Genomic DNA, 13,702 nt, shown 5'->3' on the forward strand with positions numbered 1-13,702 from the left:
ACAGGTCGCCCACAAGGGGCGAGGTTTTTACCTTCCCCATAAAATTTGGATTATTTCGCCCACAAGGGGCGAGGCTTTTACCTTTCCCCTTCCCCCTCTTTGTAAAAAACTATTGCCACAGCAATTATGGGCTTTTAAAAGAGTGAAAAAGTTTCAGCGTTTTTCCGGTAAATGAAGTACACAAATAGGGACATAACAATGTTGTGCCTTTCAAATAATCTGTACCTCATAAAGTTGCAATTTGCTGTATTAATCTACAGGACTTACGCAAGATGTGACCGAAAACCTTATTCTTGCGTAGCGGTAATTCATGAATTACCGCTACTGGCACTCTAGGCACAAATGGGCGAGGGTAAAAACTATGACAACCTACTTGCCAATAGCAGTAAATGCAGCCCAATAAAAAGGAGATGCATATGGTTTGTTGGGATCAAAATTTTCTGATTGCGAACTTATTATTCTAGCCTCACGAGTTTTAGTTTTAGCAATATCTGGTGGCAATAAACTTTTCCATTTTTCTAAATCTTCGTTAGTAATATCCCGTAGCCACTTTTGCGCTTGGTTCAGCGCCACTGCTACTGAAACATCTTGACCGCTAGTAAAAGCCTCTCGGAGATTCTGCAAGAATTTCATCATCAAATATGCTGTAGATGAATCGTCTACTACCCACAGGCTACTGACTACACAAGAACTTCCAGCATAGAGAAAGCCACTAGGTAAACCAATATATTCATCGCTCATATTATTAAAGTCTATCAAGCCTGTTTCACAAGCAGAAAGAATCACAAGACGGCATTGGTTAAGGTCAAAAACTCCATCAAAAAGATTACCTAAGGTGAGGCATTTGCTTAAATCTACGTTTCTTCCATTTGAGCTTTTGAGATATTTTTCGGAGTCAGCACCTACAGGAACAGAAGAAACATATGCATCTGCTAACAGCAAGCAAGAATTTGTAGGCGAGATGAGATTGAAATAACCGTGACAGGCAAAGTGAAGATAATTCACTTCCTTGAGGTTTGGTGCAGCTTGATATAGTTCAGCTTTGGTAGCTTGGCTTTTAGACAATACTTCGGAGGAAGAGAACAAAGGTAAAATCTGTTCTACTTCCAAGTCGGCGTAAGCAAGGTCTTTTGTTGGGTTTTGAATGGCAAAGATAGATTCAAAATTTGGACGTTTTCGTTGTTGTATCTGTTGTAAAAGTTGGCAACTGGGAGCATAACTTACACCATTTGAAAATTTTTCAAATAATAATTGTCCCTCAGTTAAGGGGAGTGTATGCAGAGGAAATAGGTGTAAGAATACATGGGGAATCAGGACAAGACGCGAGCAAGCTGTTGGGATTAATTTGAGTATGTCTTCTATTTGTAAGATTTTGGCAAAATGAGTTAAGCGAGAGTTGAGACTATTCTTCCAGGCATCTCTGTTTTGGAAATATTCTGTAATATACTCTTGAAAATAGCCTAGCAAAACCCTCAGTCTATCATTTTGAACACATATATTTAGCCTTTGGATATTGTCATGAGTAATAATAAAAGTCTCCCAGCCAAAACTGGTAATATACCACTCGATAATCGCGGTCTGTTTATCCAAATTTCCTTGAAAATGCTCTAAATTAAAGCCATAACCTACTGGCAATTTTTTGTCTTGCAATTGATTGCGCTGCTGTCGCAATTGTTGGAGATGTTGCCCTAAAGCTTCTGGATTTTCGGCTTCGCTATTTTGAATATTATCTTGTCCTACGCCAATTTCGTGCCGCAGTTGTTCTAATTGATTGGCGACATCTGGAGGAAAAATAGTTTTAGAATCACGGTTGAGGATAAGTTCAACTAAGTTGCGAGTTTTGCTACGTTCAACGTATTCTATTGCTTCCACAATGTTGTTCAGTTCCAGACAAGTTTTCACCATGCAGTGGTAGAGGCGATTCCATTGTTCTGCTTGTTTGCGTTTTGTTTCCGAGCCAGAAATAACTTCTTCTCGTAATAATTCTACTGTTTCAATAGCAGACTTAAGGTTTTGGTACGCTAAGTTAAATTGTTGTGCATCTAGGTAAACAAGACCGAGGTTAAATAATGTTTGAGCATGATTTTCGGGGAAGGTGTCACGGGTATAAACTTCCAATATAGGAGTGTAAGTAGCTATGGCTTGTTCAAAATTCTGTGCTTTGTCACCCCTTATTCTGTGACGGTAAGCATTTCCCAAGTTATTTTGCGTCATTGCCCATTGTTGGGGGGAAGCGTCGCGGGTTCTAATTTCACTAGCAGCAGTGAATGCAGCGATCGCTAATTCTATATTCTCTGCCTTGTCTTTGTCCTCTTTTTCTATTTTGTGAAAGTAAGCGATTCCCAAATTATTTTGCGTTGTTGCCCACTCTTGGGGAAAAGCATCAGGGGTATAAACTTGTAAAGCAGCCGTGGAAGCAGCGATCGCTAACTCCAAATTCTCAGCTTTGTCCCCATATGTTCTATACAAGTAAGCTTTCCCCAGATTCATTTGCGTCTTTGCCCAATCTTCGGGGAAGGCATCATGGGTTTGATAAACTTTTAACGCATCGGTAAAAGCAGCGATCGCTAACTCCAAATTCTGAATTTTGTCACCGCGTATTCTGTCAGAGTAAGCAATCCCCAGATTCACTTGCGTCTTTGCCCTTTGGTAGCGATACTCATTCCTGGCGAATACTTCCCAGGCGGCGGTAAAAGCTGCGATCGCATCCTCTATATTCTGAGCTTTGTCCCCGCGTATTCTGTATAAGTAAGCAGTCCCCAGATTACTTTGCGTCTGTGCCCAATTTTGGGGATAAGCATCGTCGCGGGTAAACACTTGCAAGGCGGCGCGGGAAGCAGCGATCGCTAACTCCAAATTCTTAATTCTGTCCCCGCCTATTCTGTAGAAGTAAGCAGATCCCAAATTCATTTGTGTCTTTGCCCACTCTTGGGGATAGGCGTTGTGGGTGAATACTTCTAAGGCGCTGGTGAAGGCTGCGATCGCCAATTCTAAATTCTGTGCTTTGTCTTTGTGTATTCTGTTACAGTAAGCGTTGCCCAAACCAATTTGTGTCGTTGCCCAATTTCTGGGATGGGCGTTACGAGTGAATACAGTTAAGACAGCTTCATAACCAACAATGGCAATTTCTATATTGGTAGCTTTATCACCTAAGTGAAATTGCTGAATTAGGTCGCTAAATTGGCCAATCACGGTTGCACGGAATTGTGCCTCATCTGTCTCGACTGTTGTCCGTACATTTATTGCCCATGTTGCCCACTGCCGCAAAATTTCTGCAAAATCCTTATTCAAATATTCTAAATTGTTTTGCAGCAACGGATAAACAACCTGTGGGTTTCCCTCGCTTTCATCCGTTGCTTGCAATACCTTCATCAAAAATTGCATATAAGCTTCGTAGCGCTGTTTGTTGATGTTCATTTGAAATTGCTCATGTATATTTGCTAGCTCAACTTTATCCATTTATGTTTGCAATGCGATCGCTACCACTGAAACCGTTATGGGACGCTAGTTTTATACCAATTTCAATAATTTTTGTAAAAGATAGTAGTCCAACACATTAATTTTGAAAGGTAGTATCTCAATTTATTCTGTCTGACTACTTATTAGGTGTTTTTCTAAAAAATTCAAGTCTTTGTCAGATGAAGCCAGAATTCCGCCGTTGCTACGTATTAGTTCTGAATAATTCTTTAAGAGAGTTTGCATTTTAGGAGTTTGATACTGGGGTTTAATTCGATCTAATACCTTTTCCCAATGATTTTGAATAGGTGCTTTACCGCCAGACTCATAAAGTGTTTCCTTCACGAGTTTATCCAATTCTGCTCCTGAAAATCCCTCAGTTTTTTTTGCTAATAAATTAAGAATAGTTCCATCGATATCGGAAATATTATAATCCTCAGCTTTTTTTCGGATGATATCCTGGCGCTGCTCAGTGTTGGGTGGTATAACGATGAAAATTTCATCGAAGCGTCCTGCTCTAAATAATTCAGCTGGAAGTTTGCTGCGATCATTAGAAGTGGCTATAACAAAAATGGGGTAGTTGTGATCATTTAACCAAGATAAAAACATACCAAACTGCCGCGTTGAAACTTCTGCTCCGTCGTTTCCTACTCCCGAAAAAGCTTTTTCAATTTCATCTATAAACAGGATATTAGGTGCTGATGCTTCGATTGCTCTTAATGCTTGATATGTATTACCTTCTGATTCGCCAACATATTTGGATCGTAAACGTGAAATGTCAAAATTAATTTGTGGTACTCCCCATTCTTGTGCGATCGCCTTAGCAATAAAGGTCTTACCACATCCGGGATAACCTTCTAGAAGAATAGCACGGGGACGTAGCTTGAGTTGGGGGGAATCTTCCTCAAACCATTTTTTTCGCTCTTGAATCCACTCTTTAATTTTTTCTAAACCCCCAACATTTTTAAACCCTTGACCTTGGGGTGCATCATATTCTAAAACCCCAGTTTTCCTAATTTCTTGTTTTTTGACTTCTATAAGTAACCGACCAGCTTCTTCAGGTTTTGACCATAGTTGTCGTACATTGATCAATCTTGCCGCTTGCTCGGCTGCTTGAAATGGCATTCCTTGGGCTTGTTTTGATAGACTTTTAGCAGTTTCTTCCTGAATCAGCTTTTTCTCCAAAGGAACTTTAAAAACCTTCTGATAAAGTTCTTCCGCATTAGGAAGCGGTAAATCTACAATATGGATACTGTTACGCAGAATAACTGGAATTGACCAAGTTGTACTCAAAATAATTAGAGTCATTCTTGGCCTAGGTCTTTTTTGATCGATGGAAATGACTAATTCCTTAAGCTGGCGAGCTTCTTGATGTGAATCCGGCCCTATAAACACTGACCATTCAGGTAATATATAAGTATGCTGAATTTCAGATTTAGTAACAACTTGTTTTTCTAACAACTCCTCATGTAGTTTCTGTAACTGTAGGTGCAAGAAATCCAAGGCTTCCTGAATAGAACTTACTTTTCCACCAGAAGCAGAACTCAATAGTTCGTACTTGAATCTACTGGGATCGGTTGGTTCGGTGGAGACTTTCTCAAAGCCTTTGAGACTACTCCATTTGAAAAGTTCACCACTTGTAACGCTTGTAACGTCTGAATTAGATATCAAGGATTGGTGAGCCTCGATCGCGCACTTGATGGCTCGACTTTCTTCTGGAGAACGTAAAAATATTAGAGGATATTCTGAGAGTAAAAGATCCCGCAGTTCACTTTTGCATTTATTGTAAGGTAATTCAGGTAATTCCATAGTCGCTCATTCTATAGATATGCTATGCCTGTACGGTCTTCATACGAAACTCCATTTAGCAATTTTGGGGTATCTTTTGATTTGGATGGTTCCCATTTAAAAATATCGCTAGGTTTGGCATTTGGGGAAATTTCTTTTAACAACTGAGGCTGTTGAGGAGGATGAGAAACCTTTAAAGGCTTTAATTTAGTAGATATAACTGCCATCATCTCAGAAGCAGCTTCGACAAATAAACTACCTAAACTCTCGAATGGATCTTTAAGCAAAGATTCGACCTCAGCTAATGTTTCAACTGAAAACTTCTCCTTACCTAACGTTGTTTCCCCTGACACTGTAGTTTCTTGAAGTCTCAACCCTGCCTTCAAAACTTCTAGATGTTCCGGTTTAATTCTTATCCAGTCAGCAAGTTGCCACAATTTGGCTTTCTGACGCTCATGCATTATTCCATTGTCTGCTAGAATTTTATGGCAAAGACCAATCAATAATAGCTTTTCTGATTGGGAGTGCAAATCTGTTAAAATTGCCACTCGCCCCGCTTTGGTAAAATCATTGGCAATAACAGGATTTTTTTGCAAAGTTTCAAATACTAAATGTAGTAATTGATAAGCATAATTGGCTGAATTATCAAATTGATTCAGAGCTTTTCTGATCTGTTCTATCTTGACATCTTCTACAGAGCGATTAACTTTGATTACGCTAAACAATATAACCACCAAATTTGTCAAAAAAACTACTAAAGGTGTGATATCCGTTTGCTTGAGTTTCTGTTGAGCCAATTGTGAAATAAGTTCTTCAAGTTTATTAGAGCTAACTTGATCAGTGTTCATAGCTAAGAAAAAGTTTTAATTCCACTTTCAAACACCAAGATAAGCAAAAAAATGAGGCTTTAATTTCATTAAGTTTTAAATTATGTTTTCTAACATATAAGAAATACAAAAATGAAATTAAAGCCCACAAACCCGACAATTATTGTATTTTTAGAAATGACAAAACAGGTTTATTTAGCAAGCCTATCTAATTTTGTCTAGATTACTTCATCCAAAAACAGCAGAAAACTACTTGTTACTTTGAGGAAAATAATTCTACAGCCCACGCGACTAAGAAAACTACAACATCAATTACAATGCCCCACATATTTTTCACCTATCTACATAAAATGGTTGTTTTTACTGAATTTTAGCAAGCGTTTTACAACTATAGCTACTCCGCTATCGACTCTTTTTTAGTGCTGATTTCACTTGTCGGATTCTCTTTGTTATTTGTTAGCTCGTACTTTTCGATATTATTGCTAGCTTGCTCTACTGAAACTTGCCTGCTTAAAGCTTGTTCAGCAGATGTCGCTATCATTTCTCCAAAGGGTTTGTCGTTTTTGATGTACTCAAGCATTTTGATCACAATGTCATTTTTAGATAAATTGCTGTTCTGTTCAAAAGTGGGTTTTAGTTTTTCTAGAAAAACATCTAGAGTTAAATTTGGTTCAAATTTTTTGAGTATTTCCCAGGCTTTATCTACTATATTCATTGATTTTTACCCTCGATTTTACCAATCTTAGTTGTGGATGAAAAAAACTGAAACTTATATCGATCGCCCTACATATTGTCTTTTTTTGGATATGTAGTAAATACTATTTCAGTCAATAATTGCATTGAGCAGCACTTCGGACAGGCTCATATCTTCTATGTCTGCTATTGTAATTGTGTCGCATATATCAAACTTTGCTCCCTTCTTTTGTAGTTCATCATCCAGTCGCTTCAGAAACTGAGTTGCCTGCATATCCTGTCCAACTTGAATAAAAGAAATTGCCAGCTCTTCATCTTTTTGTATCCGACCAGAAGCTGCAATAATCACTTTTTCCACCGCGTCGCTATCGTCTGGCTCACCATCTGTCACCACCAAAATAGTTTCACCATTAGGCTTAGTTAGACCCTCGGACTTACGCTCAAAGTAGTTATTTATTGCATGTTTTAGTACACTTGCCATATCAGTACTACCCACAGGATCATTTTCTTGAAAAATTTGTATTACTTTACTTGAGGTAACATTATCGTAGCGTTTATATCGGCTAGAAAATAAATAAATAGTAATGCCATCCGGATCAAACTGTTCACATTTACTAGCCAATGCAAAAGTTGACTCCTGCATTGCCAACCATCTACTTTTACCATCTTTTTGATCTTTGGTAGCCATACTACCACTCTTATCAATTATTAAAGTATAGTCACGATCTTCTAGCATATACTGATATTCCTATTTTCAATTATGTAGCATTTACAGTAAAATTCCGAGATTAGTTAAATATAAGAAAACCCTAACTATTTCACCTAATATTTACTGTACCTGGATCAACCTGAACTGAGTATTTATCAAATATTCTTTATTTATTATCAAAGAGAAATACTCATTTACATTTTCTGTAAAATTTATTTTTAATCTTTTTATTTCACAGTATTTTAATTGTTAGCAAATCATTTATCACAACAAGTATTCCACCAAAACTTGATATTTGCAATGCCTAAAAGTTACCTAAAAGTTCCCCAAAAGTTCTGGTATTGTTTACACGCCCCATCGCTGGTAAACCAAATAATTGAGATAGCTATCCAGAACCGAATGACACGAAGAAAAGCCAAAACGCTTGCATGTTCAGACTAGAACATTTTGCCCCGCAGCCAGAAGGAACTTTGTACCGTAGTCCATTCTTCATCTGCTGGTATAGTGACCACCCGCGCCTCCCGATTCCCATTCCCAGTCAGTGCTATATCTAGTAACTGTTCCAAGGGCTTGTTGATATTCGGTGGCTGCTCCCCAAACCCCTGGCGCACACCTTCATTTAGCAACCAACTGAAGTCAGTACGGTAGGTTGTGGCAAAAAGTTTGAAAGTTTCAATTCCTCCCACTAGGGAACTATCGTTAGAAGATGGGACATAGGGGAATTTTTCTGGCAGGTACAGTTCTATGTATTCGCCTTCGCGTATACCAATGTTGTGTTTACCGGGTTTAAACTCTTGATTAGCACCCTTAATAGGGTATAACTGAGTCACACCAGAAGCTAATCCTAAGTCCAGGATATAGATATAGATGGGATCTTTATGAAGATTTTCGACCTCTAAAATCACGCGATCGCCATCTTCAAAAACAATTTGTCCACTATGATTATCTGGTTGAGCTTCTACCCAGCTGCCATCAGGAGTTTGTCGCTTCAGAGTCAGTTTCACTTTGTTATTGAGCAAGCTTTCGGAGTTGGCATTCTCTAAAGCTAATACTGACTTATATCGCACAATGTTTTCTAAGTTTTCTCGCAGCTTAATTGTAGCGCCAACCTCATCTACAGGACGAGTTGGCATGATCGCCTGACCACTGTTACCTACTACAACCCAAGTCGGTTGATTTACTACTCCCAACTGAGGCACAGGAGCATCAGAACTGACTTCGGTTCGAGGTGCGATAATATATACCATTACATCAGCAGTTTCATCATCTTGAGCAAAGCGTAGTAATTTCGACTCTTTAATTTGCTCAATCAACTTTTCTTTAGCCGCATCATAGTCAGTCGGCACTTGGATGTTCACTTTTAGGTGCATTTCCCAGTAAAAATGAGCTTCTTCTGTTGCCCGACTTCCTATAGTAATCACACCGAGTGAATTTTCTTCCAGGATCTCAGCATCAGATGTGACAGCACGAACAGCAGTAATTTTTACCTTGCCTAGTTTCGGAGTTTGTTTGTCAATTTGCTTGGTTGCTTCAGGGTAAATTGCCCATTCTGATTTCTCAGTCATGCCATGAGCCGCGCCAGCACGTAAAATCACCTTGTTATCTTTGCGATCGCCAATGGATACAAACCGCATAGGTTCAATATCATGCACATTGAACAACTCCCGATCCTCCGCTCCCTCCATTTGTGGGTGCTGAACGGATTTATATGCCGTCACTTGGATGCTGACACGTTGAAAAATATCTCGGTAAGTGGTGCCTGACTGAACTGAGCGTAATTCTTTGCATAAGAAGTACGTCAGAGCGCCGTGAGGAATTTCACCATTACCTTCTCGTTTGCAGTATTCCCAAGATGACTCTGTAGCAGTACAGCCAGCAATGAGAACATAGCGATCGCTCATCGGTAACCAGCCGCTAGAACCGATATCCCGTGTTCCTGCATTACTGCGAGTCGTAGACACTGGCGATGGCGGAAGTTGTTCAATCGGACGAGTGTCAGGTTCAACCCAGCGATCGCTAGCTCCAAAGGGATCGCGGACAATTCCTCCTGAATGACAAGAGTCAAAAATCAGGGTTATGTACCGGGTCTTTTCGCTCAAACGCAACAACCATTCGTAGAGTTCATCGTCGGTAATATCCCGGTTTTCATGGGGAGCGCGTCCAGTATCGTAAGGCATGATAGTTTCGTCCTTGCCGTCTGGTTTGTCTCCCTCGCGATCGGTCATCCAGGAACCATGTCCACTGTAATGAATAACTACAATATCGTCGCGGTTTACGCGGTCAATTAACTCTTGTAAAGCCGTTAATATGCCTTGTCGAGTGGCTTGTTCATCAAGCAAGCAAGTGATATTCTTTTCTGCAAAGCTGAAGTTTTCTTCCAGAACTTTATTGATTAATTTGACATCGTTTACACAACCGCTTAGTTGCCTATGAGGAGGCAAGTTAGGGTATTTATTAATACCTATTAACAATGCCCATTTATTATTGTTTACCATGAATTTACCTCTTGCAATTTAATTTGAAATCAATATTTCCCTGTTCCCTTTTAATCAGCTTCGCCAATGAGTGTAAAAGCTGCCCAAGCTCTGGGCTTGTTTGGGTATTCTTCCATCGTCCTGAGCATTGCACTTCGCAATGCAGCAGCTTTATCCTGTTTGCGCTCCTGAAAATTGCGATAAAACTCAGTCATTAAGAACGCTGTAGAATCATCTGGTACTGACCAAAGAGATACCAAAATACTAGACACACCCGCAGAAATAAACGAGCGAGATAATCCTACTACTCCATCACCTGTAATTCGACCTCGACCGGTATCACAAGCGCTCAAAACAACTAATTCAGCGTGGAGTTCGAGTTTGAGAATTTCTTCTGCTGTTAACCAACCGTCATTCTCGCCACAAGAAGCTAAAGCGATCGCACTTCTTAATCCCCGGACATCATCTAGTAAGCCATGAGTTGCTAAGTGAATAATCCTGGCTTTCGGCATCTGCTGCACGATAAATGCTTCAGTAGCTTGGGAGCCGATAATAGCCTTAGTATTCAACAATGAAGCGATCGCTTGAGCTTCCTTTTCGGCACCAACAAGAGGTTTTAATTCAAAAGATGTATCACTAAATTGAGGAGGCAAACTCGGCATATTGGGATTTCCCACAACTACCACCTCATGGAGAGCTGCTTGCTGAACTTTTTCTCGTTGCTTTTGTGTTAAATTTAATAGTTCAATTGAAGGAGTCGTCAGAATAGTGTGTCGCTCAATCAGATATTGACCAGAGCTATCTTGTAAGGCGGGAAATGGAACTAAGAACAGAGAACCTTGAGGAGCGAAGATAACGCGATCGTTAGAATTACTGGGCAGAATATCTGCAATCGGTTGAATTAATATTTCATAAAGTTGTTGTAAATAGCGATTGTCTGCTGGAGAATCATTAGCTGTGCTGACCCAATGAGCATCACGCGCTACACCAATAGATTCAGTGCGGCTGAGGGTAACAATCTTCTCTAAAGAAGTATTTTGCTGCTGCCACAAAGGTTTGAGGTCAAATTGGCGAAATATAACATCACCTGTAGGCTTGATTACCCAAATATAAAGTTCTGATTCGTTAAATTCTTGTTTCCCTTCGATTTTAAAGAAACCAGAAATAATCGAATATTCAATTAGAGTTGCATTTTGAGCCTTGGCAATTTGTTGAATTCCTTCCAGAGCCAATCGAGTAATGGTAAATTGCTCCTTGGCACTAGCATCTAGTCTTTTAGTCAGTAACTCCACAAAAGCACGCGCACGCCCTCGTTCAGCTATTTCCAGTGCATCGTTAGGTTTATTCAGGGCGACCAAAACTTTTTGCAACCACGTATAAGTATCTGCTTGCTTGTCAAAAATTGATACCTTATGGGTATCCTCTAATCCCACTCTTAGAGATTCTTGAACCTCGATCGCGTCATAGAGTGTCTTCTTTGACTCTTCAAGCTGCTGAGAGTTAAAAAGAGTAGAGCCTAAATTGGTTAAACATTTAGCTTGTCCAGCGCGATCGCCTATTTCCTGAGCAATACCTAGCGCCTGTTGTAAGTTCTCAATCGCTTGCTGGTATTTTTCTTGATAATCGTAAACAAGTCCCAAATTAGCTAGAGAAATGGCTTCTTCGTCACGATCGCCTATTTCCCTTGCAATGGCTAGTTGCTGCTTTAAATTCTCAATCGCTTGGTCGTATTGCCCCAAGGCATAGCAAACACCACCCAAATGGTTCAGAACCGAAGCTTCGCCATCGCGATCGCCAATTTCACGATGGATGCTTAAAGATTGTTCCAGGTATTGAATTCCTTGCTCATATTGCCCTAAGCCATTGTAAAGATTACCCAAATGATTTCGAGAAAGGGCTTCCCCTTGGCGATCGCCAATCTTACAGGCTATCTCTAGAGACTGTTGAGAATACTTAATCGCTTCCTGGGGTTCTCCTAAATTTTGGTAAACAATGCCCAAATCGCCCAGAGCATTGGCTTCTCCTCGCCGATCGCCAATCTGGCGTGCGATCTTTAGTTGCTGCTGATAGTACTCAATTGCTTGCTGATATTGCCCTTGGGAATCATAAGCACTCCCTAGATGACCTAAACAAGAAGCTTCTCCTTTAGGATTACCTAACTCACGAAAAATAGTCAACGACTGCTGATAGTATTCAATTGCTTGCTGATATTGCCCTTGGGAGTAGTAAACAAGTCCGAGATTATTCAGGGAAGTAGCTTCACCACTGCCATAACCTATGCTCCTGTCAATATCTAGAGACTGTTGATAGTATTCAATAGCTTTCTGGTATTCTGCTAAAGAGTTATAAGCATTGCCAAAACCGCATAGGGCACTCGTTTTAATTTGCAGATCGCCTATCTGCTCAGAGATCATCAATGACTGCTGATAGTACTCAATCGCTTTGTGATATTCTCCTTGAGAACGGTATATATTACCTAGATTAATTAAGGAACCTGCTTCTGCGCGAATATCTTGTATATTCCGATCAATAGCTATAGCTTGCTGGTGGAAATCAATCGCTTTTTGGTATTCTGCTTGCGAGTCATAAACATTACCCAGATTAGCTAAACACAAAGCTTGTTCGTAAGGAGCGCCTATTTCCCGTACAATGGCTAAAGCTTGTTGATGGTACTCAATCGCTTGCTCGTATTGTCCTTGGGAACCATAAACATTACCCAAATTGGTGAGGCAAATAGCTTCATGTTGGCGATCGCCTATTTCCTGAAAAATAGTCAATGATTGCCGATAGCATTCAATGGCTTTCTGGTATTGTCCTAAAAAGTAGAAACCATTGCCCAAACCGATTAATGTACCAGCTTCTTGCTTGCAAGCGCCTATTTCCTGTGCAATGGCTAGAGCCTGCTGATGGTACTCAATGGCCTGCGTGTATTGTCCTAGAATGTAGAAAGCTTTACCTAGATCATTTAAGGTGCTGACTTGGTTGTAACGATCACCCATATCGCAGAAAATATCTAAAGCCCTTTGAAAGTATTCAATTGCTTGCTGGTATTTTCCTAAAGAGTTGTAATCTGCACCCAGATTCTGCAAACCAAGAGCTTGCCCTTGACTAGAGCCTATCTCCTGTGCTATTTCCAGAGATTGGGAATGGTAATTTATTGCTTCTTGATATTGTCCTAAACTACTGTAAAAATTACCCAAACCGCAGAGTGAAGCAGCTTGACTTTCACGAGCAGCTATTTCCCGTGCAATAGTCAAAGCCTGTTGATGATAATCAATTCCTTGCTGATATTGTCCTTGAGAGCCATAAACATTACCCAAATTGCCTAGACAGGCGGCTTCACCTTGGCGATCGCCTATTTCTTGAAAAATGACCAACGACTGCTGATAATAATCAATCGCTTTTTGATATTCCCCTTGATAGTAGAAAACGTTACCTAAATTACTAACTGAGTTGACTTCACCTTGACGATCTCCAATTGCTTGATAGATACTCAGCGACTCTTGCCAAGCCTCGAAAGCATCTGAAAATTGACTGGTATGAAATAGCTGAATTCCTTGAGCAAGCAATTTGTCTGCTTTTTTCTTGAAGAACGAGTAGTTAGTCATATAATTAGCAAATTGCTCTCTACAAAAAAGTGAATTTTCTCGTTTAAGAAAGTTATTTTTGGATTGCACATACCAAAGAACATCTCTACATCCTGCTGATTTCTATTTTAATTTAATCAAGTGATATAGGAATCTTATATGATTGCG

Annotated in this window: 7 protein-coding genes; all 7 read right to left on the bottom strand. The window is 39.9% G+C overall.

Annotated features, from left to right (window positions below; genetic code table 11):
- Positions 1–369: 369 nt before the first annotated feature.
- Entirely contained in the window at positions 370–3,417 is a 3,048-nt protein-coding gene (locus ACWATR_RS29730) for a CHAT domain-containing protein (RefSeq protein WP_460339964.1), read from the bottom strand.
- A gap of 165 nt (positions 3,418–3,582) precedes the next feature.
- Positions 3,583–5,265, bottom strand: coding sequence for an ATP-binding protein (locus tag ACWATR_RS29735; RefSeq protein ID WP_460339967.1), 1,683 nt, complete (start codon positions 5,263–5,265; stop codon positions 3,583–3,585).
- 11 nt (positions 5,266–5,276) lie between these two features.
- Positions 5,277–6,092, bottom strand: a complete 816-nt coding sequence (locus ACWATR_RS29740; protein WP_460339970.1) for a tellurite resistance TerB family protein — start codon at positions 6,090–6,092, stop codon at positions 5,277–5,279.
- A gap of 373 nt (positions 6,093–6,465) precedes the next feature.
- Complete coding sequence (locus ACWATR_RS29745; protein ID WP_460339973.1) at positions 6,466–6,786, bottom strand: hypothetical protein; 321 nt, start codon at positions 6,784–6,786, stop codon at positions 6,466–6,468.
- Between the two features lie 108 nt (positions 6,787–6,894).
- Entirely contained in the window at positions 6,895–7,500 is a 606-nt protein-coding gene (locus ACWATR_RS29750; RefSeq protein ID WP_460339976.1) for a vWA domain-containing protein, read from the bottom strand.
- 410 nt (positions 7,501–7,910) lie between these two features.
- On the bottom strand, positions 7,911–9,968 hold the full coding sequence (locus ACWATR_RS29755) for a caspase family protein (RefSeq protein ID WP_460339979.1): 2,058 nt from the start codon (positions 9,966–9,968) through the stop codon (positions 7,911–7,913).
- Between the two features lie 50 nt (positions 9,969–10,018).
- Positions 10,019–13,555 carry a CHAT domain-containing protein gene (locus tag ACWATR_RS29760; protein ID WP_460339982.1) on the bottom strand — a complete coding sequence of 1,179 codons (3,537 nt, stop codon included), beginning with the start codon at positions 13,553–13,555 and terminating at the stop codon, positions 10,019–10,021.
- Between the last annotated feature and the right edge of the window lie 147 nt (positions 13,556–13,702).

This window comes from Nostoc sp. UIC 10890 (assembly GCF_054786515.1).